Raw genomic sequence first — 24500 nt, 5'->3', positions numbered from 1 at the left:
GGCTGGCTCAGGACTTTGCGCTCCACCAGTTGTAGAGGCCCGCGATGTCTTTGCCGTTGCCCTCGACGACGCCAAGCCTCAGTTTGGTGTTGTCCGTCCAAATGACCGTGGCGACGTTCTCGACGGACGTTGCGCACTCAACCTGGCCGGCTGTCTGTCCGGAATTGCCGTAGCTCCACTTCTCAGGGGAGGCTTGGCCGCCCGGGCAGGACGAGACCACCGTGTATCCGCTCGAGCCGACACCCTGCAGAGCTGCCGCCAGGTCATCGTTGTTCGCATACAGCAGGAACACAGCGTGGGAGGGTCCGTTGGGGTCGCTGCTTTTCTCGCACATCACTCGTTCCAGAGCTGGCGGCGTGGGGTCGACCTCTTTGCAGTTGGCCGTGGAAAAGCCCTGCGGCAACATGTCCATCAGCTTGCCCGAGGGCGCTGCGGCGCAAATGCCAGCCGAACCCAAAGCGGTGCAGGTACAGCAGGCGGCGATGGTGATCAACTTGGCGATGCAAACAGACATGTCCGGCTCCTACCCCACGCCGGAGGCCGTGAAGTCCAGTGCGGCAACGATTCCGATGGTTCACAGTATGCGCCGCTGACAGCGCCAGCAAAAGAGTCCGGTTTGCTTCGGGGTGGCTTCGGTGACTAGGTCTTGGGCTGCAGCGGCCCTGGCAATGGTGCGGGAAGCGCCTCGGGCCGCGAGCCGAACCGGGCTGCGGTTTTGGCGGCGCGTTTTGGCTGTGTGGTTCGGCTCGCGACGCTTCAGGCGGCCCGTGCTGCCGCCACCGACTGAACTCGCGTACTCACGGCGATTCGTCTTCAGGCACTCGAACGTGTCATGCACACTCGCTTAATGTCGTGTTCGACGTGGGTTGGGTGGGACATAGTCCACGCCGCCGAAGATTTTTCTGTTCTGGCCGGAGTTCTCGCCGGGTTCGTCATTGCCTCAGCGGCAATCCTGTTTGCGTCAGCGGGTCGATACGTGCCGAATACGTTGGCACTATTTGCGTCCGGTGTACCGGCCCTCGCTCTCTCCAGTTACCTGTTTAGTGCCATCGCGGGCACAGCTGAAGAAGTCACGGAGATTAAGACGCCGAACGTAGTAATGCAATTTATATCGGATGCGGAAACGCATGTACAGAGCGACAGATGTGCACAGATATGGAGCCAAAGTCTTATAGCAATCGCGATGCTGCTGATCGGGGGAGCAGTTCTTCTCTGCGGCCTGGGATGGACCCTTGTTAGTTATATTGAGGATTTTAGAGCTACACTTTTATTGAAGCGTGCCGAATATCGCACTGTCGAGCGCGAAGCTCAAGAGCTCGGGCTAGACCCCAACGCAGATCTTAAGAAGCCCGGTGCATATTCGAGTCCTGAAAAGTTCAAGAACGCCATTAGAAGCAGGAGCATCCTGCTGATCTCGCTGAATGGCTGGTTATTCTGCGCTGCGATCCCAACAGCGGCGGCTCTGCTTATTTGCGCAAATCGCGCCTACATAAAAGCCTTTACCGATGATCCCGTACTGCGCAGGCGACTGATTTTTGTTGTTAGTCTAATCGGCTTGTATGTCATTTTTCGATCGCTTTACATCATCGTGCTCAGGACGTTGGATGCCCGAAGATCGATAACATCTCAGCAGGCGCGCAATGCAGAATCCGAAAAGGTTACGACGCAGACATCAGGATTTCAGCGGATGCTCGACACAGGTTTGATAATCTTCGCAGTAACAGTCGCGGCGTGGCTCGCTGGGTACGCTGACCCTTGCTTGACAAACTTCGGGAGCAATTGTCACGCCTCCGACTGCACCAAGATCGCTATCGGGATCTTTGTCATTTCAGCGGTAATTATTGGCATTCATGCCCTGTATCGTCTGATTAATGACGTTGGAGAGGAGACCTACAGGAAATGGCCGACAAGACCCGGTGTCGACGCTACCTCCAGCTTTACTGAAGAGAGCGACAGGTTTAAAGAAGGGCGCCTTACAGCAACCACGTACAGTATTGTGCTCCTATCTATAGCAGGAACAATCTTCGCCGCGCTTCTAATGCAAAAGCCGTTACGTTTCGACATTCGCACATACTCAACGATGTTTCTCGGTGGCTTCTACCCATCCGTAATTTTGCTAGGGCTCAGTCGGTCGGTGGCTGCCAGCCGAAACGCCTACCGTATTCCATTTTGGATGAACAGGGATACCGTAAACAAAAATATATGCCGCGCTAGACGATGCTGGTGGACAGTTTGCAATTGGTTGCCGTGATGACGGCTACACCAAAGGTGTCCATAACCAAGAATCGTGCTTGCTAGCAATCGAAGATGGCCAGACGCAGCAGCGTCCACATGACAGGTAACCGCACCGACTAACCACGATTGGGCTGCGGACCCGGCAATGGTGCGGGAAGCGCCCCGGGCCCCGGTTGCGTCCCGGGCAGCCCGCCGGTCGGCAGGCTGGGCAATGCGCCGCCTTGGGCTGCCTGCACCATGCTGAGCGCCTGTGGCAGCGAGATCGGCAGCTTGCACTGCGTGCCCAGCTTGTTCAGCGGGTTGGCCAGACCTTGCAGGTCCAGCGCCACCTTCGGGTTGGCTTCCAGGTAGGTCTTTACCGAGCCCAGCGACTGCGGACCGGGCTGCTGCTGCAACGCCGACGTCATCACCTGGTTGGTTTCCGGGTGCGAGTCCAGGTAGTCGCCCATCGCCTTGGCCACCGAGCCCACCGTGCGGGCTACCTCGCTGGCTGCGCATGGGTCCGTCGCGCCCGTCGCTGCTGGGGCGGCGACGAACGCGCTGCCCGCGCCGGAGAGGCCGGCGGCGATCAGAACTGCGAAAAGCCCGCGGCGCGTGCTTGCTTGCATGGGTAACTCCTCAGTGATTCGCCGCGTGATGTCCCCCGACCCGCGGCCTCAACCATCCTGCCATCTGCGGCGGATACGCCGCCAATCGCGCGGGGGCGACGGTGGGAAGCTTCCCCACGCACGAGTGGTGCATTGTGGTGGCATGTCGCGCACCAGCATCGAGATAGACGAACAACTGGTCGCCGCGGCGCAGCGAATGTACGGACTGGATTCCACGCAGAGCGTCGTTGACTTCGCCCTGCGCAGGCTCGTGGGTGAACCGCTAGACCGTACCGAGGCGCTGGCGCTGCAAGGCACCGGTTTCGATTTCACCAATGACGAGATCGAATCGCTTTCGGACTCAGGTACGGCGCCGACAGATCAGCCGTAAACGATCGTCGACTTCGGTATGGATTCTCTCTACCTCTGAATCGTTCGCGAGCTGTTCAGATCGCATCGCCAGCGACACGAAAGGGTGGTCGTGCCTGGCATCGAATACGGTGGTAGATTCCACCTTCCAACGGTGTAATCTACATACGTGGCGTTGAATATCAAAGATCCCGAGACCGAGCGCCTTGCCTCCGAACTCGCCGAACGGCTCAACCTCAACAAAACCGCGGCAATCCGGCAGGCTCTGCGCGCGCAACTCGCGCTGCTGGAAACCCGGAATCAAGATCGTCTAAACCAAGCGCTTGATGTACTTCGCACCGAAATATGGCCCCTCACAGCCAATTCCGTCCCAATCACCAAACGCGACCGCGAAGAAATCCTCGGATACAACGAGGATGGGTTCAACGAGTGATCGTCGATATCTCGGCCATCGTCGCACTCGCCCGAAATGAACAGCAGGCGCCGCAAATTGCGGCGACACTGCTGAGCGACCGGCAACCAAGGGTAGCCGCGCCTACCGCCACCGAGTGCCTCATCGTCCTCACGAGCCGCTTCGGTCCCCAGGGCCGCACCATCTACGAGCGCATCCGTGCCGAGTTCAACATCGGGATCATCCCGTACGCCGCCGATTACGCTATCGCTGCCATGCACGCCTTCACCCGCTTCGGCAAGGGCCGTCACCCCGCAGGCCTTAACTTCGGTGACTGCATGACCTACGCCGCGGCCCGCGTCGGCAATGAACCGCTCGTGGCCATCGGCGACCATTTCACTCGGACTGACCTCGAGTTCGACGGAGGAGTGTTGGGACGCTGGCCGGCACGACCTGGATAACTCCGTCACCCTGCGTCCAAATCACGAGTTAACAACAATCCACCGGAACGGGTGTTCTCCCAGCTCAGGAACCGATAAGCAAGCTTGAGACACAAAGTGCTCCGGTAGGCTCGCGGGCTGGCGCAAGAAAATACGGGGAGATAGAAGATCCAGCAGTTCATGATGCGGCTAAGCCGCAACCTGCGCAGATTCCGCTGGTTTGTCTTTACCGGCTGGTTGCTGGCACTGATCCCGGCGGTGTATCTGGCGTTGACGCAGTCGGAAAATCTCACCGGCGGCGGGTTCGAGGTTGCCGGTTCGCAATCGCTGGCCGTGCACGATCAACTCGTCGCGCAGTACCCCGACTTGGGCGTCTCGCCGTTGGCGCTGGTCGCGACCCCCCGCGCGGACGCCACCTATCAGGACATCAACGACGCGGTCCTCGAACTCAAAGGCATCGCCGGTGAGTTCCCCGGCGTCTCGGTGGTGCCCAATCCCACTCAACGGCCGCCGCGGCCTGACCAGCCCTACGTGCTGACGCTGCAACTCGACGCGCACCATCCCGGCACCAGCGACGTCGCCAAGAAGCTGCGCGAACGCATCGGCGTCAAGGACGACCAATCCGGACAAACCAGCAACGAGCGCGTGCGCCTCTATGTCATCGGGCAGGGAGCGCTGTCCGCGGCCGCAGCGGCCAACACCAAGCACGACATCGCCAAAGCCGAGGAATGGAACCTGCCGATCATTCTGATCGTGCTGTTGGCGGTGTTCGGTTCGCTGGCTGCCGCCGCGATCCCGCTGGCCTTGGGCATCTGCACCGTCGTGGTGACGATGGGACTGGTCTATCTGCTGTCCATGCACATCACCATGTCGGTGTTCGTCACCTCGACGGTGTCCATGTTCGGCATCGCACTGGCGGTCGACTATTCGCTGTTCATTTTGATGCGCTACCGGGAGGAACTGCGCACCGGCCGGCAACCGCAGGAAGCCGTGGACGCGGCGATGGCCACCTCCGGGCTCGCGGTGGTGCTGTCGGGCATGACGGTGATCGCCTCGCTCACCGGCATCTACCTGATCAACACCCCCGCCCTGCGGTCGATGGCCACCGGCGCGATTCTGGCCGTCGCGGTGGCCATGCTGACATCGGCAACCCTGACCCCGGCGCTGCTGGCCAGCTTCTCCCGGGCGGCGGCCAAACGGTCGGCGCTGCTGCACTGGTCGCGACGGCCGGAAAGCACGGTGTCGCGATTTTGGACGCGCTGGGTCACCTGGGTGATGCGCCGGCCGTGGATGTCGGCGCTGGCCGCCTCGGCGGTACTGCTGCTGATGGCGGCACCGGCGCTTTCGATGGTGCTGGGCAATAGCTTGCTGCGCCAGTTCGACTCCTCCCACGAGATCCGCTCCGGAGTGGCGGCCGCGTCTCAGGCTCTCGGGCCTGGTGCGCTGGGACCCGTGCAGGTTCTGGTCACCTTTGCCGACTGGCCGCAGGGACAAGACGCCGTTCCGGTCCGGGCGCAATTGCTCAGCACGCTGCGCCAGCAAATGGCCGACGGGCCCAACGTCGCCTCGGTGCGGCCGCCGCAGTACGCGGCCGACGGCAGGAGCGCCGTGCTCAGCGCGGTGCTGTCGGTCGATCCCGAGGATCTGCGCGCCCGGCAGACCGTCGACTGGATGCGCAGCCAGCTGCCTCGGACCGCTGGCGACGCACGAGTAGCCGTCGGCGGCTCTACCGCGCTGATCAAGGACTTCGACGACCGCGTCGCCCAAACCCAGCCGTTGGTGCTGGGCTTCGTCGCGCTGATCGCCTTCCTGATGCTGTTGATCTCGGTGCACTCGGTGCTGCTGGCGCTCAAGGGTGTATTGATGACGCTGCTGTCGGTGGCGGCCGCGTACGGAAGCCTGGTGATGATCTTTCAGTGGGGCTGGGGCGAAGCGCTCGGATTCCCGCACCTGAGTTCCATCGACAGCACCGTGCCGCCGCTGGTTCTGGCGATGACGTTCGGGTTGTCGATGGACTACGAAATCTTCCTGCTCACCCGCATCCGCGAGCGCTTCCTGCAGACGGGCCATACCCGCGACGCGGTGGCCTACGGCGTGAGCACCAGCGCGCGCACCATCACCAGCGCCGCCCTGATCATGATCGCGGTGTTCTGCGGGTTCGCCTTCGCGGGCATGCCGTTGGTCGCCGAGATCGGTGTGGCCTGCGCGGTCGCGATCGCCGTCGACGCCACGGTGGTCCGGCTGGTGCTGGTGCCGGCGCTGATGGCGATGTTCGCCAAGTGGAACTGGTGGCTGCCCGGCTGGTTGGGCCGGATCCTGCCTTCGGTCGACTTCGACCGCCCGCTGCCCGACGTCGACCTGGGTGGCGTCGTCGTCATCCCCGAGGACATCACCGCGGCGATCGCGCCGAGCGCGGATCTGCGCATGGTGATCAAATCGGCAGCCAAGCTCAAACACCTTGCGCCCGATGCCATTTGCGTGGCGGACCCGTTCGCCTTCGCCGGCTGCGGACGAAAAAATGCCGACCACGAGCCCCAACCGGCGGCCGACGTCGACGACGCCGACACCGTGGCGCTGGCCACCGGCCCGGTCGGCAGGGTCGGCTTGGCCTATCGGAGCGGTCGGCTGAGCAACATCGCCAAAGCGATGGCGTGGACCGACCGCCCGGTCCATCCGGTCACGCTGTGGCGCGGACGGCTCTCGGTCGCTTTGGACGCTTTGGACGGCCGGGGCGCCAAAGCCAGCCGCGGCGAATTTCGGCGACGCAGCCCGGTGGAGACCACCAATGTGCAACTCCCCACCGGCGACCGGCTGCTTATCCCGACCGGCGCCGAAACGCTGCGTCTCAAGGGATACCTGATCATGAGCCGTAACAGCAGCCGCGATTACGCCGAATTTGCTGACATGCTCGACGTCATGGATGCGGAGACCGCCGCGATGGTGCTGGCCGGGATGGACAGGTACTACTCTTGTCAGCCTCCCGGCGCCGCGTCGCGACGGCAGTGGATGGCTACCCAGCTGGTGCGCCGGCTGGCGGATCCAGATCCGTCCGACCTCGACGAGGAGCGGCCCGAACCCGATGCCCGGGCAGACTGGAGGGCAGACTGGGAGGAGGTCAGGCAGCGGTGCCTGTCCGTGGCCGTTGCGATGTTGGAGGAGGCGAGGTGACGTTGGCAGCCGACCAGCGAAGATCCGCGCCCCCGTCGCCGGCACCGGCGCGTGTCCGGGGACCCGCCGCGGTCCGGCCCCCCGACACCGACCAGCCGGTCGAATTCTGGTCTACCGCCGCCATTCACTCGGCGCTGCAGGGTGGCGACATCGACACTTGGAAGCGCATCGCAGCCGCGCTGAAGCGCGACCCCTACGGGCGTACCGCGCGCCAGGTGGAAGAGATTCTGCGCGGCACTCGGCCGGCCGGCATCGCCAAGGCGCTCTGGGAGGTGCTCGAGCGCGCCCGCACCCACCTCGAGGCCAATGAGCGCGCCGAGGTGGCCCGCCACGTGCAGCTCCTCATGGACCGGTCCGGGCTGGCGCAGCTGGAGTTCGCGTCGCGCATCGGCGTGACCGCCGAGGACCTAGCCGCGTATCTGGACGGCAGCGTCAGTCCGTCGGCTGCTCTGATGATCCGGATGCGCAGACTTTCCGACCGGTTCGTCCGGGTGAAGAACGAGCGATCGCCCAATTCCGACTAACGAGCGCCGATTGGCGTGAAGTCTGAAACCAACCAGTCGTTGCCGCTTTTGGTCAGCGTCACCCGCAACGCCGGATTGCCCTTACTCGGGGGTTGACCGGGCGCGTTCTTGGTTACCCGCAGGATCACCGCGACGCTGGCCGCGGTCGGTCCGATCGCCTCGACGCCGGCCGCCAGCGTGGCGGCCTCGATGGACACCTTCTGCTGCACCAATTCGGCGGTGGATTTGGCGAATTCTTCTTTGAACTTGCCGGCCCGGTCGGGCACCATCATCCCGGCTGCCCGGTCGACGGAGGCCGCCGGCGCGGTCGGGGAAAACGACGCGACCGCTTCCGCCAGACCGGTCGCGACGCGGGTCACTGCGGCTGAGTCCTTTTTGAAGTCGTTGTCTTTGGACGTCCAGTGCGTGTAACCGGTCAGCGTCGCCGCGCACAGGGCCGCCGCGGCCAGAAACGCCACGGCCAACCTCAGCCCGGGTGCGTCGTCGTCGGTCCCGACCGTCACCGCATCCCGGCGCAGCAGCCAGAAGTTGACCGCGACCCCTTGCACGATCAGCAACGCCAGCGCCGTACCGACCGCAACCCACCACCGCGGCCACGCCAACACCGCACCGATGCCCGACAGCGCGGTCAGCGCCGCCAGCGGTGCCAGGATGTCGAAGACCGCGAGCCGCCACGCGTTCCTCATCGGATCGACTCCAACTTGGAGATCAACAGCTTTTCGTCCACCTGGGAGACGTCCAGGCGCAGGCTCCAATGCACGATCTGCGGCTTGGCTCCGGCGTTCTCGCTGATCGACGTCGCGACCAGCATCACCGAGTCGGTGCGGGTGGCGAACGGCGGCAGTTTGGTCGTCACGACCGGACGCGGGGCTGCCGGGTTGGAGTCCAGGTCGCGGTGCACGGTGTCGATGGCCACCGACTGGATCTGACCGGTGCTGTGGGCCTGCAGTTTCTCCACCACTTTTCGGTAGTCGCTGATGGCAGCTTCGAAGTCGGTGTTGAGCTGCCCGACGGTTCCGTCGTGCAGGCGCTGCAGACTTGCGTCGATGTTGCCGGTGTTCATGTTGATCAGGATGCCGGTCCAGTCGGCGGCGGTCTGCATGACGCGGGACAGGTAGACGCGCTCGGCGGAGTCGTCGCGATGCCCCAACCAGATCAGCGCGCCCAGGACCAGCGCGACGACGGAAACCACGCCCAGCACGGCCGAGGCAATGCCGTAGTTGGAGAACATCCCGGCATCCGAGTCGTCTTCGTCTTCTGGGTCGTCTTCTGGGTCGTCTGAAACGTCGTCTGAGGCGTCTTTAAGGTCCTCTTTCGGGTCCTCAGCGTCCTTATCCAGGTCAGGCATGGCCCGATCGTTGCACCCGAAAAGAGATGGAAGGATGGCGGGGTGACAGTAGAGGCCATCCGCTCGGGGATCGACCTGAGCTACGTTGACACATCCGCGCGCCCGCAGGACGACCTTTTCGGCCACGTCAACGGCCGCTGGCTGACCGAGTACGACATCCCCGCCGACCGTGCGACCGACGGCGCCTTCCGCACCTTGTTCGACCGCGCCGAGGAGCAGGTGCGCGACTTGATCGCAGAAGCTGCCGCATCCGGCGCCGCGCCGGGCACCGACGAGCAGCGCATCGGAGACCTCTACGCCAGCTTCCTCGACGAGGACACCGTCGAGCGACGCGGCCTGCAACCGCTGCACGACGAACTCGCCGTCATCGACGGTGCCAACGACCGCAACGCGCTGGCGGCGGTGGTCGGGGCCCTGCAGCGCACCGGGGTCGGAGGCGGCTTCGGGCTCTACGTCGACACCGACTCCAAGAACTCCAGCCGCTACCTGGTGCACTTCAGCCAGTCGGGTATCGGGTTGCCCGACGAGTCCTACTTTCGCGACGAACAGCACGCCGCCGTGCTGGCCGCCTACCCGGGCCACATCGCCCGGATGTTCGGCCTGGTTTTCGGCGGTGCCGCCGAGGATCACGCGGACACGGCAGCCCGGATCCTGGCATTGGAAAGCAAACTGGCCGCTGCGCACTGGGATGTGGTCAAGCGCCGCGACGCCGATCTCACCTACAACCTGCGCACCTTCGCCGAACTGCAGAACGAGGGTGCCGGCTTCGGCTGGGATGACTGGGTCGTCGGCTTGGGCACCACCCCGTCGGAGGTCGCGGAAGTTGTTGTGCGACAGCCGGATTACTTGACTACCTTCGCCGCGCTGTGGAGCAGCGAGGACTTGGAGGACTGGAAGAGTTGGGCGCGTTGGCGGTTGATCCGGGCTCGGTCGCCCTGGCTCACCGACGAGTTGGTCGCGGCGGACTTCGACTTCTACGGCCGCAGGCTCACCGGCACCGAGCAGATCCGGGACCGGTGGAAGCGCGCGGTCGCACTGGTGGAGACCTTGATGGGCGATGCGGTCGGAAAGCTGTACGTGCGCAAGCACTTTCCACCGGACGCCAAGGCTCGCATCGACACGCTGGTGGACAACCTGCGTGAGGCGTACCGAATCAGCATCAGCGACCTGGACTGGATGACACCGCAGACTCGCGAACGCGCGCTGACCAAGCTGGACAAGTTCACCGCCAAGGTCGGCTATCCGGTCACGTGGCGGGACTACTCGAAGCTGGTCGTCGACCGCGACGACCTGTACGGCAACTACCAGCGCGGGTACGCGGTGAACCACGACCGCGAACTGGCCAAGCTCGGCGGGCCGGTGGACCGCGACGAGTGGTTCATGACGCCACAGACCGTCAACGCCTACTACAACCCGGGGATGAACGAAATCGTCTTTCCCGCAGCCATTCTCCAGCCGCCGTTCTTCGATGCCGACGCCGACGACGCCGCCAACTACGGTGGTATCGGGGCGGTCATCGGGCACGAGATCGGGCACGGCTTCGACGACCAGGGTGCCAAGTACGACGGCGATGGCAACCTGGTGGATTGGTGGACCGACGACGACCGCACTGAGTTCGGCATCCGCACCAAGGCGTTGATCGAGCAGTACGAGCAATACACACCGCGTGGGCTGGAGAACGGGCACCACGTGAACGGCGCCTTCACCGTCGGGGAGAACATCGGCGACTTGGGTGGGCTATCGATTGCGCTGCTGGCCTACCAGTTGTCGCTGAACGGCCGGCCCGCACCCGTGATCGACGGCTTGACCGGTACGCAGCGGGTGTTCTTCGGCTGGGCTCAGGTGTGGCGGACGAAATCCCGTGACGCGGAGGCGATCCGGCGGCTGGCGGTTGATCCGCACTCGCCGCCGGAGTTCCGCTGCAACGGCGTGATCCGCAACGTCGACGCGTTCTACGAGGCTTTCGAGGTTTCCGAGGACGACCAGTTGTTCCTGGAACCCCAACGCCGCGTCCGCATCTGGAACTAGCTCTCCGCCCCTCTCTCCCCCGCGAGCCGAACCACACCGCGAAAATTCGGGCTTCAAGTCGCAGCCAGGTTCGACTCGCGACGTCGACTCTCGACGTCGACTCGCGAACCGGCTAGGGCACCTCACCCGGCCCGGCAAGCTTCGATACGGGCCGGCACATGCTTGTGCCACGGCGTGCCGGCGTAGGCATCACGCCAGTTCGTCGAGGTGAGCGAGTTGGGCGCCACCCCCGGGGTTACCGAACGGCCGTCCTCGCCGATGTAATCCAACCCAAAACCGTTGGGCAGCGAGGCATGTCCGGCCAACATAGTCTCGTTGATCTCGACGGTCGCTTCCGCACTACCGGCCGCTGTGATGATCCGGGCCCGTCCCCCGTGGTCAAGTCCGAGCGCTTGGGCGTCTTCGATGCTCACGCGAAGCGCCCCATCGGTGTCGCGTTTGCGCCAGGACGGATCGCGGAAGATGTCGTTGGCGGTATAGGCGCGCCGTTCCCCCACCGACAGCACGATCGGCAGTTCGGCGGTGGTCAACTGAGACGTCGTGGCGGCAAGCGCCTTCAGGTCAGCCAGCATCTCGGGGATTTCCAGCGCGATCTTGTGGTCGGAGTGGCTGATCAGCGCGAAGTCGTCCTCGTAATTGTGCACGGTGAACGTGACGCCCGACGGCCCCTCGAGGATCGCATCGAACAGCGCGTTGCCGTCCGCGTGGCCGGCCCGCCGCACGGCATCGGGATAGGTCAGCGCAGTTTTCTGCGCAAGCCCCCATACCGCCGCAGCACCGGCCATCCCGTCGGGCAGGGTGGGCCCGAGTGTTTCGTAAAGCACATAGGGCAGCAGTTTCGACATGATCGGATTGCCCGCTACCGTTCCGAGAAACGCCTCGGTGAACGCTTGCCGACTCTGTTGCGCGGCTTCGCGCAGCGGCCGTAGCTCCGCTTCGTCGATCACCTGCAGTGCCCGCACCAGCCGAGCCCAGATTTCCGGCTCCGGCAGGGTCCCGGGCAGCGGCGACAGCAGCGGGCGACGCAGCTGAAAACCGTTGTGCGGGAACTCGAAATTGAAGAATGTCGCTTCCGGCTTTTCGAACTGGGAGGCCGCCGGGAGCACATAATGGGCGAGTCGCGCGGTCTCGGTCATGGCGACGTCGACGACCACCATGAGTTCCAGCGATTGAAATGCCTTGCGGCAGGCCGTGGAATCAGCCAGCGAGTGGGCGGGGTTGCCGCTCTCGACGATCATGGCCCGGAACCGGTCCGGGTGGTCGGTCAGGATTTCCTCGGGTACGGCGTTGGCCGGAATGAGTCCCGCGATAATGGGCGCGCCGGTGACCGGCGTCTTGCCCGATACCGTGCTGAACAACGGCGCGAACGACGAATGCAGATGCTGCGCACCCTTTTTCGCGAAGTTGCCGGTGAGGATCCACAGCAGCTTGTTCAGGTAGGAACACAGTGTGCTGTTCGGACCCTGCTGAACGCCGAGGTCCTCGAATACGGCGACGCTGTCCGCGCCTGCTATCCGCCGTGCCGCCGCGCGCAGCAACTCCTCGTCCACGCCGCAACGTTGCGCGTACTCCGCGACGGGAACATCACGCAGTTGCGCGCGAACCGGCTCGACGCCGTGCACGTGTTCGGCGAGAAATGTTTCGTTGCAGAGGTTTTCCTGGACCAGGATGGCTGCCAGCGCGGCCAGGCACCAAGCGTCGGTCCCGGGCTGGACCCGTAGATGGAAGTCGGCCATCTTGGCGGTATCGGTGAGGACGGGGTCGATCACGACCATCGATCGCGTTGGGTCTTTGGCGATCTCGTTGAGCACCACCCGTGCTCGCGGGAAACTCTGTGACATCCAAGGGTTTTTGCCGACGAACACCGACACCTGCGCATGCTCGAACTCACCGCGGGTATGACTTCCGTACAGCTGCGCATCGACCCAAGCCTCACCGGTCTTTTCCTGCGCCAACGCATTTGACCGGTACTTGGCGCCCAACGCTTTCAGGAAGGCGCCACTGTAGGCGCCGCCGAGGTGGTTGCCCTGCCCCCCGCCGCCGTAGTAGAAGATCTTGTCGCCGCCATAGGTGTCGCGAATGTGCTTGAAGCCTTCGGCTATTTCGACAATCGCGGTGTCCCAGTCGATCTCCTCGAACGTACCGTCCGGGCGGCGGCGCATCGGTGACGTCAGGCGCGCGCGGTTGTTCTGGTAATGGTCCAACCGCAACGCCTTATTGCACGTGTAGCCCTGCGACCACGGGTGCTCTTTGTCGCCTCGGATGCGCGCCAGTTTGCGGTCTTCGACTTGCACGACGATGCCGCAATTGCACTCGCACAGGATGCATGCGGTGTGCTGCCACTCATTTGCCATTGGGCAGGTTCCTTTCGATCACCTCGCGCAGTTGACGATGCACGACATCCAGTGGGGTCAACTCGCGCCGCACCCGGGCCAATAGCAGCGCGCCTTCGAGCGCGGTAAGGGCCAGTGTCGCCAGTTCTTTGGCGCGATCCACCGAGATTCCGTCAGCGATCAGACGTTGGGCGATCAACTCCGACCAGTTGTCGAACGCCGCGGCTGCCCGTTCGACTACCGGTGCCATCCGCTCGCGGTCGTCCGGTTCGCCCGCTTCCACCGAGACGGCCGCGATCGGACAACCCGCCCGGAAATCTGTGCCGAGCAGCTGCTGGCGGTACTTCTCGATCAACGTGCCCAGTAGTTCGAGGCTGTCTTCGGCTTGGGTGATCACGGTGGCGACGTGCTCGCCGGCGTAGTCGATCGCTTCGCACAGCAGCTGGGTCCGTCCGCCCGGGAAGTAGTGGTAGGCCGATCCTCGCGGTGCGCCGCTATGTTGCAGCACGTCGGAGATCGCGGTGGCATGCGCACCGCGCTCCCTGATCAATAGGGCGGCCGACATCACCATTCGCTCGCGCGGGGTTCGCATATGTATGATGCTATACATAATTTCTCTGCCCGAGAAGACGCAAACGCACCCATTCCGTCCCGCGACTGGGTGCTTTTGCATCTACTCGCCAAAGCTCGCCAAAGCTCGCCAAGCTCCGAGGGTCCGAAACGCCGGTGTCAATCCGCTGAAATCCGCGGAATCGCCGTTAACTTATTAGCCGTGACCGGCTCCCCGCCGAACACTGACATGGCACAGTCGCGGCTGCTGTCCCGTCGGTCGCTGCTCACTGCGACCGCCGCAACCATGGCCGCCGGCACCGCCGCGCTGTCCCGCCCAGCTCATGCGCGGGCGCGCCGGGGAAGACAGTCGCGGTGTTCGGCGCCGGTGTAGCCGGGCTGACCGCAGCCCACGAGCTTGCCGAGCGCGGCTACACAGTGACGGTCTACGAACGCAAAGCGCTCGGCGGCAAGGCGCGGTCGATTCCGGTGCCGAACTCGGGCGCAACGCCACTGCCGGCCGAACACGGCTTCCGCTTCTTTCCCGGGTTCTATCGCAACGTCACCGACACGATGCGCCGAATCCCGTTCTCCGGCAACAGAAACGGCGTCTGGAACAACTTGACCCGGGCCACCTCGTACTTGCATTCCGGTTTGAACCGGGCGGATCTGACGATTCCGTTGCCGTTTCCGCTGCCCACCATTCCCAACCCAATCACCCCGAAGGTCTTCATCGAGTCCGTCACGACTGTCCTGCAGACCCTGTTCCGCCTGCCGCTGTGGGAGGCCGCCTACGCGGCACAGAAGCTGGCCGTCTACGTAACCAGTTGCACCGAGCGCAAACTCGGCCAATGGGACCACATGACGTGGGAGGACTACATCGGCGCGAACAAGCGGTCCGCCGAGTACAACCGCTACCTGGCTGACGGGATCATCCGCAACTTGGCGGCGTCGAAATCCAGGGATGCCAGCGCACACTCGATCGGACTGGTGGGCGAGGCTTCGGTCTGGTCAATCCTGCTGTTCGGCAACGACACTGACTGCAAAGGCTTCGACCGGGTACTCAACGGCCCGACGAGTTCTCAGTGGCTCGACCCCTGGGTCGATCATCTCACCTCAATGGGCGTGACATTCAGAGTGGGGCAAGCACTTTCGCGTCTCACACCGAATGGCCACCACATCGCATCCGCAACGGTGGTCGACGGCAACGGATTTCCGCAGCCCGTCAACGCAGATTGGTACGTGTCGGCGATCCCCTGCGAGAAGCTCGCCGCCGTGCTCACCGACGACGTCATCGCCGCCGACCCCGGCCTGGCCAACGTCGCGCAGCTGCGCACCGAATGGATGAACGGACTGATGTTCTATCTCAGGGAGCGCGTCGACGTGACCAAGGGACACGTCAACTACGTCGACTCCGGCTGGGGCATCACGTCGATCAGCGAAGAACAGTTCTGGAAACGCAGCCTCACAACGTACGGCGACGGCACCGTCAAAGACTGTCTGTCCGCGATCCTGTCGGACTGGAGCACGCCCGGAAACTTCAACGGCAAAAGTGCGCGGCAGTGCACGCCCACCGAGATCGCGCAGGAAGCGTGGGCACAGATCAAGGCCCACCTCAACGACACCGGTCATGTGCTCGACGACGGGATGCTGCATTCGTGGTTTTTGGACCCGGCGATCATCGACTCGGGCACCGCCAACGTGCGCAACGACGAGCCGCTGTTCATTCAGGACCCTGGCTCGTGGGGACGGCGACCAACGGCCGGCACCGGGATCGACAACCTATTCCTCGCTGGCGAGTGGATACAGACCGACCAGAACGTCACGACGATGGAGGGTGCAAACGAGGGTGGGCGGGAAGCCGCCAACGCGGTGCTGCACGCGTCGGGCTACTCAGGTCAGTTGGTCAAGATCGTCACGCTGTTCCAGGCGCCGTGGTGGGGCCCGTTCAAGGCTGCGGACAAGGCACGCTATCGCGCCGGCAAACCCAACATCCTCGACATCCTGGACACGCGCTGGCCCGGCCGGTAACCCCGCGAAGAGGTCTTAGAGCTGCCAGTCCGAGGCGCCGTCCGGCTTGTTGTAGATGCCGACGGAGTTCTTCACCACGACCGGATCACCGCTGCCGAAGTTGTCGAAGAACCACTTGGCGTTGGCCGGGGCCAGGTTGATGCAGCCGTGGCTGACGTTGCGCCTGCCCTGGTCACCGACCGACCACGGCGCGCTGTGCACGAAGTTGCCGCTGTTGTCGATCCGCACGGCATCGGACACGGTCACTTTGTAGCCGTTGGCGGAGTTCACCGGCACTCCGTAGGTCGAGGAGTCCATCACCACCGTGGGCATCTTCTCCAGCACGTAGTACGTCCCGTTCGGGGTCTGGTGGCCGCCGGACGCCATGCCCATCGACATCGGGAAGGTCTGCACGACGGTCCCGTTGCGGGTGATCGTCATCTGGTGCGTGGCGTCGTCGGCGGTGGCTACCAGGGCGTCGCCGGTACGGAAGCTGGACTTGGTGCCGGCAGCGTCGATGTTGACCGCGGTGTTGGCCGGCCAGAAGGACAGCGGCCGCCAGCGCAGCTGGGACGGCGTCATCCAGTAGAACTTGCCGGGCACCGGCGGAATCGACGAGATGTGCACGGCCCGCTCGGCCATCGCCTGGTCGGCGATCGGCACCGCGAAGTTGATGATGATCGGCTTTGCCACCCCCACCATCGCGCCGTTGACCGGGTTGAACGTGGGCGGGCGGAACGGCGGCTCGCCGACGAACGGGCTGGGGTCCTGTCCCGCAACGGGCCCGGATGCGACCGGCACCGTAGCCGGGTCGCCCGGGGGCACCGCGAACGGGTCGGGAAGCGGCGGCAGTGCCATTGGGTCGGGTGCGGGCGGGTCGGCGGGTGCGACCACCGGGCCGGGGTCGCCGGGTGCGTCGTCCGGGTCGGCCAGCGCCGGGCCAGCACCCAGCACCGCCACCGCAATCACCGCGAATGCGTTGAGTGCGGCCAGGACGCTGCCCCTCGTGCGGTCCCCCATCCAGCGCGACATATTCTTTCCCTCCGGTCACTTTCTTAAGACCAAAACTGGCCCCAGTCTGGCACAGCAGCGCCACTGGTTAGCCATTCGGCGAGCTCTACGCGACCGTTACGAACGCCAGTTCACCGCGCTGACCTGCGATGTCAATCGTTCTGTGAGATTCCTGATGCATGGGCAGATTCGGGGGCAGGTGCACGGGCGTCCACGATCGGTCTGGTCGCGGCCATCGCCAACAACGCAACCCCCATCAGGCCGGCCGACGCGGTGAGCATCATCGCCACACTGCGCTCGTAAAACAGCCCGCCGGCCAGTGACCCGGCCATGATGCCGACCTGGAAGGCGGTGACGTACAGACCCGAGGCCCCGTCGGGATCGTCCGCCCCGGCCCGCATGGCCGTGGCCTGCAACATCGGCGACACCGCCGTTGCCATGGCCCCCCACAGCACGATCGCGCCCGTCCCGACCACCAGCGCCGTCACCGCGGAGCGGTGCCAGCCGAACGCCAACGCACTCAGCAGCGCAAGAGCTGCCGTCAGCCCGGCCATGCAGCACAGGATCGCGCCTTTGGGACGGCGGTCCAGCGCTCGCGCCACCATCGCGACCGCGAGCACGCCGGCGATGCCATAGGCCGCCAGCACCCACGCGACGTTGGGGCCCCGCACGCCCACCACCTGACGGATGACCACCACGATGTAGGTGTACGAAACGAAGTGCCCCGTGACGCCGACCATGGTGATCAGGCTGACGATGATCAGCGCCCGATTGCGATGGTGCGTCGACTGCCGACCGACATATTGCAGCTGATCGGCACTCAGGGTCATCTCGGGCAGCACCAGACGGGCTGCGACGGTGATGACGGCGGCGGCGACGGTGATGCAGACGGCCGCCAGTCGCCATCCCCACATCAGGCTCAATGCCGCGGTCAGCGGACTGCCGATCACCAGCGCAAGGCTGGTACCGACGTAGATCGACATGGTCGCGCGGCCGGCGTGGCTGGCCGGCACCAATCGGATGGCGATCGGAGCGATTACCGACCAAAGCAGACCGTGCGTCACCGCGCAGAGCACCCGACCGGCCGCCAACACCGCGAAGTTCGGCGCCAGGGCCGAGATCAGCTGCGAGACGGTCAGGCACACCAGGCTGAGCAGCAGTGTCCGCCGCCGCGGCCAGTGGGCCGTCCAGCGCACCAGGGGAACCGTCGTCACCGCGGCAACCGCGGCGTACCACGACAGCAACGTCCCCACCAGAACGACGCTCACATCGAGGTTGCGCGCCATCGCCGACATTGCGCCTACCGGCAATAACTCGGCCGTGACATAGATGAAAGCCGCGGCCGACAGAACCGTCAGTTGAACCGCGATCCGTGGCGTCCACGTTCGCGCAGTTGCGGGTTCGGCAGTCATGGCAGTCATGGTGTCTGTGGCGAAATCGCCCAGCGCGGGTAGCTACTGGCGCGAATAGGCATCCCTAACCGTACGCACCGACTGAGCGTTTACCCCACATAGCGGGGCCAACACGCCCGGTTAGGAACGAACCAGGCGTGCGATAGCCGCGGAAGCCTCGGCTAGCTTGGCATTGGCCTCTTCGGGGCCGTCGGGTCCACCTTCGGCAACGGCACGGGTCACGCAGTGGTTCAGGTGCTCGTCGAGCAGGTTCAGCGCCACCGACCGCAGCGCGCTGTTGACGGCGCTGATCTGAGTGAGGACGTCGATGCAGTATTTGTCCTCGTCGATCATGCGCGCGATGCCGCGCACCTGGCCTTCGATACGGCGCAGCCGCTTGGCGTAGTTGTCCTTCTGCTGGGTGTACCCGTGTGGTGTTGTCATCTACTCTCCCAACCCTTATACCCCACGAGGGTATCAGCTCCAGGCGGAAATTGATTTTGGCGCGGTGGCGGCGCACCGCATACTTGCAGGATGCCCCAAGCCGACATCAAACCCCGTAGTCGCGACGTCACCGATGGCCTGGAAAAGGCCGCAGCCCGCGGGATGCTGCGGGCGGTAGGAATGGGCGACGAGGACTTCGCCAAGGCCCAGATCGGGGTCGCGTCGTCCTGGAACGAGATCACCCCGTGCAACCTGTCCCTCGACCGGTTGGCCAAGGCCGTGAAAGAAGGCGTTTTTCAGGCGGGGGGCTACCCGCTGGAGTTCGGCACCATCTCGGTTTCCGACGGCATCTCGATGGGCCATGAGGGCATGCATTTCTCGCTGGTCTCCCGCGAAGTGATCGCGGACAGCGTCGAGACCGTGATGCAGGCCGAGCGGCTGGACGGCTCGGTGCTGTTGGCCGGCTGCGACAAGTCGCTGCCCGGGATGCTGATGGCCGCCGCCCGTTTGGACCTGGCGTCGGTGTTCCTCTACGCGGGCTCGATCCTGCCGGGAGTGGCCAAGCTGTCCGACGGCAGCGAACGTGAGGTCACCATCATCGACGCCTTCGAGGCGGTTGGCGCGTGCTCGCGCGGGCTGATGAGCCGTGAGGACGTCGACGCGATCGAGCGGGCCATCTGTCCCGGCGAGGGGGCCTGCGGCGGCATGTACACCGCCAACACCATGGCCAGCGCCGCCGAAGCACTGGGCATGTCGCTGCCGGGCAGCGCTGCGCCTCCGGCCACTGACCGGCGTCGCGACGGGTTTGCCCGTCGCAGCGGTCAGGCCGTCATCGAACTGCTGCGCCAGGGCATCACCGCGCGCGACATCCTGACCCGGGAGGCTTTCGAGAACGCGATCGCGGTGGTGATGGCGTTCGGTGGCTCGACCAACGCGGTGCTGCACCTGCTGGCCATCGCCTATGAGTCCGAGGTGGAACTGTCCCTCGACGACTTCAGCCGGATCGGCTCGAAGGTGCCGCACCTGGCCGACGTCAAGCCATTCGGCCGGCACGTCATGTCGCATGTCGACCACATCGGTGGTGTGCCCGTGATGATGAAAGCCTTGTTGGACGCCGGGCTGCTGCACGGCGACTGCCTGACGGTGACGGGCAAGACCGTCGCCGAAAACTTGGCCGACATCGCCCCGCCGGACCCGGACGGCAAGGTACTGCGCGCGCTGAGCAACCCGATCCACCCCACCGGCGGCATCACCATCCTGCGCGGATCGCTGGCACCCGAAGGCGCGGTGGTCAAGTCCGCCGGTTTCGATTCCGACGTATTCGAGGGCACCGCAAGGGTTTTCGACGGCGAGCGGGCGGCCCTCGACGCTTTGGAGGACGGCACGATCACCAACGGCGACGCAGTGGTGATCCGCTACGAAGGACCCAAGGGCGGTCCCGGAATGCGCGAGATGCTGGCCATCACCGGCGCCATCAAAGGCGCCGGGCTGGGCAAGGACGTGCTGTTGCTTACCGACGGCCGGTTCTCCGGCGGGACGACGGGCCTGTGCGTGGGACACATCGCGCCCGAGGCCGTCGACGCCGGACCCATCGCTTTCTTGCGGGACGGCGACCAAATACGTCTCGACGTGGCTAAGCAAACCCTCGACGTATTGGTTGATCCTGACGAATTCGCTTCTCGGCAAACGGATTTCACTCCTCCTCCGCCGCGGTACAAGACGGGCGTGCTGGCCAAGTACGTCAAGCTCGTCGGGTCCGCCGCGATCGGCGCGGTCTGCACCTAGCCCACTCTTTGCTACGAGCCCAGCCTTTGCTACGAGTGTGAATCGTCGGCGTTGAGTGTGCCGATACGGCGGGAAAATCGGGAAATTCCAACCCTGACGGAACACTGAATGCCGTCAGCTCACACTCAAACCACGAACACCCGCGCGGCGGCATCGCTGACCTCGACGGCCGCCGAGACTGCCCACAAGAGCCAGACGGTTTGCGGGTTCGCTTCGCCGGGCATTTCCCTAACGCCGGCGCCGTGCTAGCCCTATTTACCCGTACCCCCAAGGGGTATATACTCGGAGGCGGAATCAACCCACGACAGATGAAGGTGATACCTAATGGCAACTCACGAAGCTGGAACCGTGTTGACCTGTGGCCACGAGGGCTGCGGCTGTCGCGTTCGCATTGAGGCTCCATGCCACTGCTCCGGCGCCACTGAGGCCTACCGCTGCACCTGCGGCGAAGAACTCGTCCCCGTCAAGTAGGTCTAGCAGGCCGGTCGTACGTTCGGACGCGCCCCTCAGCATCCGAACGTACGGCCGGCCAGTTCGATCTCGTCGACCAGCGTCAGGTTCACGGCCGAGGCGCCGACCGCTACCGTGTGTAACCCCGCTGCGATCCGCCACGCCCTGGCCCCGCCGTCATAGCGGGCCAGTAGGCGCGGATCCGCTTCGATGCTGACCCGACGAGACCGACCGGGTTCGAGTTCGACCCGCTCGAAGCCCAGCAACCGCAACCGTTGATCACCGGGAGCGGCGGTCAGATACAGCTGCGGCACATCGGCCCCGCCGCGTTGTCCGCTGTTGAGCACGGTGAAGGTAGCAGTGACGGTCTCATCGCCGATCACCTCGAGGTCGCGGTACTCGAAAGTCGTGTAGGACAAGCCGTGACCGAACGCGAATAGCGGGGCCTCCCCCGTGCGCGCAAACCAGCGGTAGCCGACGTCGGCGCCCTCGAAGTACTCGATGATGGTCGGCTCGCCCAGTGGCCATTCGGGCCGCGGCAGTTCCGGGCGTGGCAGCTGGGCAAGACCGATCGGAAACGTGATCGGCAACCGGCCCGACGGATTCACCTGTCCGGCAAGTATTTCCGCGATGACGCGGCCGCCGCACTGGCCGGGGTACCACGCCTGCACGATCGCGTTTACCGAATCGCGCCATCCCATGGCTACCGGGTTCCCGGTCTGCAGCACCACCACGGTATTCGGGTTGGCCGCACCGACGGCGGCGATCAGCGCGTCCTGGCCCCAGGGCAACGACAGGTCGACGCTGTCGAAACCCTCGCCTTCGGCCCGGGCAGCGAAGACAATCGCGACGTCGGCCCCGCGGGCCGCCAACACCGCCTCGGCCGGGTTGACTCCGGGATCGAAATCGATTTGCGCAGTTGGGAATTGCTCCTTCAACGCTTCCAGCGGGCTGGACGGGTGCAGGTACAGATTGCGCAGTCCCGCTTCCAGACCGACTCCGCCGATCGGGATCACCTCGGCGTAGCCGCCCGCCGGCACGACGGTGCTGGAACCGAACCCGGCCGGCACGCCGAGGTGCGCATAACCGCCGATCACGGCGATACGCCCGGCATCCGTCACCGGCAAAACGCCCCGGTTTTGCAGCAACACGATTCCCTGCCGCGCGATGTCTGCGGCGATCTCGTTGTGCGCCTGCATATCTGGGTCCGCGACTGGCTGCCAACGGTCCAGGCCGACAGCGAAGATCGAACGTAGGATCCGCCGGGCCATATCCGACAACCGTTCCTTGGGCAGCCGGCCTTCGGCGTAGGCGGTGCGCAGCGGCTCTCCGAAGGCCTCGGCCTGCCAGAGCAGCGCGTCGATCTGGGCACCGCACTCCTGGTCCAGGCCGTGCAGTGCGCACTCCCACCCCGGTGTGCCGCCCCAGTCCGACATCACCCAACCCCGGTATTCCCAGGCACCTTTCAGCACGTCGTTGAGCAGGTCGGCGTTAGCCGCGCAGTAGGCGCCGTTGACCTTGTTGTAGGCAGCCATGATCGCACCCGGGGTGCCTCGCTCGATGGCGATCTGGAAGGCCAGCAGGTCCGATTCTCGGTGCGCGGCGGGATCGATGACCGCGTCCAGCCAATGGCGGTTGGTCTCGTTGCAATTCAGCGAGAAGTGTTTGGTGGTCGAGATGACGCCGTGTTCCTGGATCCCGATGATCTGCTCGGCGGCCATGACGCCGGTCAAAAGCGGGTCCTCGGAGAGGTATTCGAAGTTGCGGCCATTGCGCGGGTCGCGGGCCAGGTTCATGGCACCGGCCAGTTGCACGTTGAGACCGCGACTGCGTGCTTCGGCGCCGATCACCGAACCGGCGGCGCGGGCGAGCGCCGGGTTGAAGCTGGCCGCCAGCGCCAGGCCCGCCGGTAGCGCCGTAGCGGTATCGTCCGGGCGGAATCCGGGATTGGTGACCCCGAGGCCCGCGTCGCTCATCTGCAGTGCCGGAACTCCGAGCCTGGGAATTCCTGGCACGTACGCGGCGCTCATCTGCGCGTCCGGCGGGATCCTTTCATCACGCAACGGCCATAGATCTCCGGCGCCCATCACCCCGACCAGCAGGGCGAACCGCTCGTCGTCGGTCAGCTGGGCCTCGACCTCGCCGGCCCGTGCATCCGGATCGTCAGTTGAGGTCACCGCACACCCTCTTTCGCGTAAACCACCCGCAGCACGTGCCCGAGTTCGGGACCCATCACCAACTCCGCCAGCCGGCACATCGTCGCCACGAACTCCGGGCCGTGCGGCGGTGGTTCCTGGCTCAGATGATGAGCCACCTCGTGCAGTATGACCAGCTCGCGCATCGCCCAGTCCGCGCTGACCCGGTCCGGGACGGCGATAGTGCCCAAGCCGTCCCGGTTTTCGTAGTGCGCAGCCGTGGCCGACCGCCGCGCACGCACGCGTAGCGGCGCGACCTGCGGCCACTGTTCGCGCACCGCCGGCACGGCCAGCACCTCATCGACGTAGCGCTGCACCGATGCCACCGATGCGAACCGGCCTTCGGGCGGCAGTGTCAACTGGGTGCCGAAGAACTCGATGCCGCGCGATCCGTGTTCGGCGGCCCGGTCGAACATCGTCCGGACGAATACCTCAGCGGCATAAACCTTGGCGCGCTGAGAATCTCGTGGCGACGCGGCCGAACTCACCGGCCCAGCGCGGTCCGCGCTCCGGGCAACTCGGGGCTGTTGCCCAGCCGCGCCCGACGGCCGGCCCGGTCGCCCGCGCGTCGGGCCGCCGAGGAGTACCCGGCCGTGGCCCGGTTGGCCTGCCAGGTACCGCGCGCCTTCGACGTACCGCGGTAGAAGTCACGCAGCTCAACTTCCTTGTCCCGCAGGGCAATAGCGGTACCTGGCGCGCGAGTGCGGTCCTTGGCCACTTCCTCGCGGGCTTGCTCGCGAGCTTCGGCCAGGCGATGGCCGACGCGCGCGCCGAAGGCCAGTTGAAAGTTGAGCCTGGCGGTGATGGTGGGTGTGGGTCGGTGCGCACCCGAAGCCAGATACGCATCCGAGGCCCGGACCATCTGAACCACCAGGCTCGCGTACAACGCGTGCGTCGCGTCGATGTCCTCGGCGAATCCATAGGCATAAACGAACGTCGAGTTCGACGCTATGTCGCAACGCACGTCGTTGGCCGAGGCGATGACCACGAAGAGTTGCACGTAGGTGCGCAGCCCGCGCGTGCCGGCCGCGCCGATGGTGATGGTCCGCTGGACGGGCGCCTGGGCGGCCGATCGGTTTGCGGAGTGGGAGCGCGCGACAGCCAGATCAATGGATGCGGCGGTCGCCAACCGTTGCGCGGCACTCAGGAACGCGTCCGCCTCGTGTGCATTGTCGGTTCCTTCAGCCTGACGAAGCAGCGCCGCGATACGGGACAACATCTTGTCGTCGGTCATGCCGCCAA

General features: G+C 64.9%; 23 protein-coding genes. 11 read left to right on the top strand and 12 right to left on the bottom strand.

Annotated features, from left to right (window positions below):
- Positions 1-7: 7 nt before the first annotated feature.
- On the bottom strand, positions 8-514 hold the full coding sequence (locus tag A5634_RS14910) for a hypothetical protein (RefSeq protein WP_155769556.1): 507 nt from the start codon (positions 512-514) through the stop codon (positions 8-10).
- Positions 515-847: 333 nt separating this feature from the next.
- Between A5634_RS14910 and A5634_RS14900 the strand changes: the two genes are divergently transcribed.
- Complete coding sequence (locus tag A5634_RS14900; RefSeq protein WP_155769555.1) at positions 848-2251, top strand: hypothetical protein; 1404 nt, start codon at positions 848-850, stop codon at positions 2249-2251.
- A gap of 100 nt (positions 2252-2351) precedes the next feature.
- Here the strand turns inward: A5634_RS14900 and A5634_RS14895 are convergent, their stop codons facing one another.
- The gene (locus A5634_RS14895; RefSeq protein ID WP_065144816.1) at positions 2352-2843 is read right to left on the bottom strand and encodes a hemophore; all 492 of its coding nucleotides are present in this window, start codon (positions 2841-2843) and stop codon (positions 2352-2354) included.
- Between the two features lie 142 nt (positions 2844-2985).
- Between A5634_RS14895 and A5634_RS14890 the strand changes: the two genes are divergently transcribed.
- The 5 genes from A5634_RS14890 to A5634_RS14870 all read left to right on the top strand — a co-directional run bounded on the left by A5634_RS14890 (position 2986) and on the right by A5634_RS14870 (position 7714).
- A complete protein-coding gene (locus tag A5634_RS14890) occupies positions 2986-3213 on the top strand; it encodes a type II toxin-antitoxin system VapB family antitoxin (protein WP_081290439.1) in 228 nt (75 codons plus the stop codon).
- Positions 3214-3360: 147 nt separating this feature from the next.
- Positions 3361-3624, top strand: a complete 264-nt coding sequence (locus tag A5634_RS14885) for a type II toxin-antitoxin system VapB family antitoxin (RefSeq protein ID WP_065144815.1) — start codon at positions 3361-3363, stop codon at positions 3622-3624.
- Complete coding sequence (locus A5634_RS14880) at positions 3621-4043, top strand: type II toxin-antitoxin system VapC family toxin (RefSeq protein ID WP_065144814.1); 423 nt, start codon at positions 3621-3623, stop codon at positions 4041-4043. Before A5634_RS14885 ends, A5634_RS14880 begins: the two co-directional genes overlap by 4 nt.
- 159 nt (positions 4044-4202) lie before the next feature.
- Entirely contained in the window at positions 4203-7190 is a 2988-nt protein-coding gene (locus A5634_RS14875) for an MMPL family transporter (protein ID WP_065144813.1), read from the top strand.
- Positions 7187-7714, top strand: a complete 528-nt coding sequence (locus A5634_RS14870) for a helix-turn-helix domain-containing protein (RefSeq protein ID WP_065144812.1) — start codon at positions 7187-7189, stop codon at positions 7712-7714. The genes A5634_RS14875 and A5634_RS14870 overlap by 4 nt, the downstream gene beginning before the upstream one ends.
- Here A5634_RS14870 and A5634_RS14865 read toward each other — a convergent pair.
- Positions 7711-8400, bottom strand: a complete 690-nt coding sequence (locus A5634_RS14865) for a hypothetical protein (RefSeq protein WP_065144811.1) — start codon at positions 8398-8400, stop codon at positions 7711-7713. The two genes, A5634_RS14870 and A5634_RS14865, sit on opposite strands and share 4 nt — an antisense overlap.
- A complete protein-coding gene (locus A5634_RS14860) occupies positions 8397-9062 on the bottom strand; it encodes a hypothetical protein (protein WP_065144810.1) in 666 nt (221 codons plus the stop codon). The genes A5634_RS14865 and A5634_RS14860 overlap by 4 nt, the downstream gene beginning before the upstream one ends.
- Positions 9063-9104: 42 nt before the next feature.
- Between A5634_RS14860 and A5634_RS14855 the strand changes: the two genes are divergently transcribed.
- Positions 9105-11090 carry a M13 family metallopeptidase gene (locus A5634_RS14855; RefSeq protein WP_065144809.1) on the top strand — a complete coding sequence of 662 codons (1986 nt, stop codon included), beginning with the start codon at positions 9105-9107 and terminating at the stop codon, positions 11088-11090.
- Between the two features lie 122 nt (positions 11091-11212).
- On the opposite strand, the gene A5634_RS14850 is transcribed toward A5634_RS14855, so the two are convergent.
- Entirely contained in the window at positions 11213-13444 is a 2232-nt protein-coding gene (locus tag A5634_RS14850; protein ID WP_065144808.1) for a molybdopterin-dependent oxidoreductase, read from the bottom strand.
- On the bottom strand, positions 13434-14015 hold the full coding sequence (locus A5634_RS14845) for a TetR/AcrR family transcriptional regulator (RefSeq protein WP_065144807.1): 582 nt from the start codon (positions 14013-14015) through the stop codon (positions 13434-13436). The genes A5634_RS14850 and A5634_RS14845 overlap by 11 nt, the downstream gene beginning before the upstream one ends.
- Positions 14016-14195: 180 nt before the next feature.
- On the opposite strand from A5634_RS14845, the gene A5634_RS29455 reads away from it, so the two are divergent.
- Both A5634_RS29455 and A5634_RS14840 read left to right on the top strand, forming a co-directional pair.
- Positions 14196-14366 (top strand): twin-arginine translocation signal domain-containing protein, encoded by a 171-nt coding sequence (locus A5634_RS29455; protein WP_253861637.1) that lies wholly within the window; start codon positions 14196-14198, stop codon positions 14364-14366.
- Positions 14348-16003, top strand: a complete 1656-nt coding sequence (locus A5634_RS14840; RefSeq protein ID WP_253861635.1) for a hydroxysqualene dehydroxylase — start codon at positions 14348-14350, stop codon at positions 16001-16003. The genes A5634_RS29455 and A5634_RS14840 overlap by 19 nt, the downstream gene beginning before the upstream one ends.
- Before the next feature lie 15 nt (positions 16004-16018).
- Here the strand turns inward: A5634_RS14840 and A5634_RS14835 are convergent, their stop codons facing one another.
- The 3 genes from A5634_RS14835 to A5634_RS14825 all read right to left on the bottom strand — a co-directional run bounded on the left by A5634_RS14835 (position 16019) and on the right by A5634_RS14825 (position 18828).
- Positions 16019-17014 (bottom strand): L,D-transpeptidase, encoded by a 996-nt coding sequence (locus A5634_RS14835; protein ID WP_065144806.1) that lies wholly within the window; start codon positions 17012-17014, stop codon positions 16019-16021.
- A 131-nt stretch (positions 17015-17145) separates the two neighbouring features.
- Positions 17146-18414, bottom strand: a complete 1269-nt coding sequence (locus A5634_RS14830) for an MFS transporter (protein ID WP_065144805.1) — start codon at positions 18412-18414, stop codon at positions 17146-17148.
- A gap of 111 nt (positions 18415-18525) precedes the next feature.
- On the bottom strand, positions 18526-18828 hold the full coding sequence (locus A5634_RS14825) for a metal-sensitive transcriptional regulator (RefSeq protein ID WP_065144804.1): 303 nt from the start codon (positions 18826-18828) through the stop codon (positions 18526-18528).
- Positions 18829-18918: 90 nt separating this feature from the next.
- On the opposite strand from A5634_RS14825, the gene ilvD reads away from it, so the two are divergent.
- A complete protein-coding gene (gene ilvD, locus A5634_RS14820; protein WP_065144803.1) occupies positions 18919-20613 on the top strand; it encodes a dihydroxy-acid dehydratase in 1695 nt (564 codons plus the stop codon).
- 324 nt (positions 20614-20937) lie between these two features.
- Complete coding sequence (locus A5634_RS27405; RefSeq protein WP_081290437.1) at positions 20938-21084, top strand: metallothionein; 147 nt, start codon at positions 20938-20940, stop codon at positions 21082-21084.
- A gap of 35 nt (positions 21085-21119) precedes the next feature.
- Here A5634_RS27405 and A5634_RS14815 read toward each other — a convergent pair whose 3' ends face one another.
- From A5634_RS14815 to A5634_RS14805, 3 genes are read right to left on the bottom strand one after another with little or no spacing between them, the layout of a single operon-like run.
- Complete coding sequence (locus tag A5634_RS14815; protein ID WP_253861634.1) at positions 21120-23240, bottom strand: beta-glucosidase; 2121 nt, start codon at positions 23238-23240, stop codon at positions 21120-21122.
- A complete protein-coding gene (locus tag A5634_RS14810; protein WP_065144802.1) occupies positions 23237-23746 on the bottom strand; it encodes a TIGR04338 family metallohydrolase in 510 nt (169 codons plus the stop codon). The genes A5634_RS14815 and A5634_RS14810 overlap by 4 nt, the downstream gene beginning before the upstream one ends.
- Positions 23743-24492 carry a DUF2786 domain-containing protein gene (locus A5634_RS14805; protein WP_065144801.1) on the bottom strand — a complete coding sequence of 250 codons (750 nt, stop codon included), beginning with the start codon at positions 24490-24492 and terminating at the stop codon, positions 23743-23745. Before A5634_RS14805 ends, A5634_RS14810 begins: the two co-directional genes overlap by 4 nt.
- Positions 24493-24500 lie beyond the last annotated feature (8 nt).

Origin of the sequence: Mycobacterium asiaticum (assembly GCF_001673365.1) — a bacterium.
Taxonomy (GTDB): Bacteria; Actinomycetota; Actinomycetes; order Mycobacteriales; family Mycobacteriaceae; genus Mycobacterium; species Mycobacterium asiaticum_A.
Note: the sequence above shows the minus strand (reverse complement) of the source record. Positions and strands in the feature narration are given on the sequence as shown.

Bases quoted from the DNA above. Each gene is read 5' to 3' on its own strand.
- A5634_RS14875 (WP_065144813.1), top strand. From the start codon at position 4,203: ATGATGCGGCTAAGCCGCAACCTGCGCAGATTCCGCTGGTTTGTCTTT.
- A5634_RS14850 (WP_065144808.1), bottom strand. From the start codon at position 13,444: ATGGCAAATGAGTGGCAGCACACCGCATGCATCCTGTGCGAGTGCAAT.
- A5634_RS14900 (WP_155769555.1), top strand. From the start codon at position 848: ATGTCGTGTTCGACGTGGGTTGGGTGGGACATAGTCCACGCCGCCGAA.
- A5634_RS14910 (WP_155769556.1), bottom strand. From the start codon at position 514: ATGTCTGTTTGCATCGCCAAGTTGATCACCATCGCCGCCTGCTGTACC.
- A5634_RS14890 (WP_081290439.1), top strand. From the start codon at position 2,986: ATGTCGCGCACCAGCATCGAGATAGACGAACAACTGGTCGCCGCGGCG.
- A5634_RS14805 (WP_065144801.1), bottom strand. From the start codon at position 24,492: ATGACCGACGACAAGATGTTGTCCCGTATCGCGGCGCTGCTTCGTCAG.
- A5634_RS14835 (WP_065144806.1), bottom strand. From the start codon at position 17,014: ATGTCGCGCTGGATGGGGGACCGCACGAGGGGCAGCGTCCTGGCCGCA.
- A5634_RS14895 (WP_065144816.1), bottom strand. From the start codon at position 2,843: ATGCAAGCAAGCACGCGCCGCGGGCTTTTCGCAGTTCTGATCGCCGCC.
- A5634_RS14860 (WP_065144810.1), bottom strand. From the start codon at position 9,062: ATGCCTGACCTGGATAAGGACGCTGAGGACCCGAAAGAGGACCTTAAA.
- A5634_RS14825 (WP_065144804.1), bottom strand. From the start codon at position 18,828: ATGACAACACCACACGGGTACACCCAGCAGAAGGACAACTACGCCAAG.
- A5634_RS27405 (WP_081290437.1), top strand. From the start codon at position 20,938: ATGGCAACTCACGAAGCTGGAACCGTGTTGACCTGTGGCCACGAGGGC.
- A5634_RS14845 (WP_065144807.1), bottom strand. From the start codon at position 14,015: ATGCGAACCCCGCGCGAGCGAATGGTGATGTCGGCCGCCCTATTGATC.
- A5634_RS14830 (WP_065144805.1), bottom strand. From the start codon at position 18,414: ATGACTGCCATGACTGCCGAACCCGCAACTGCGCGAACGTGGACGCCA.
- ilvD (WP_065144803.1), top strand. From the start codon at position 18,919: ATGCCCCAAGCCGACATCAAACCCCGTAGTCGCGACGTCACCGATGGC.
- A5634_RS14865 (WP_065144811.1), bottom strand. From the start codon at position 8,400: ATGAGGAACGCGTGGCGGCTCGCGGTCTTCGACATCCTGGCACCGCTG.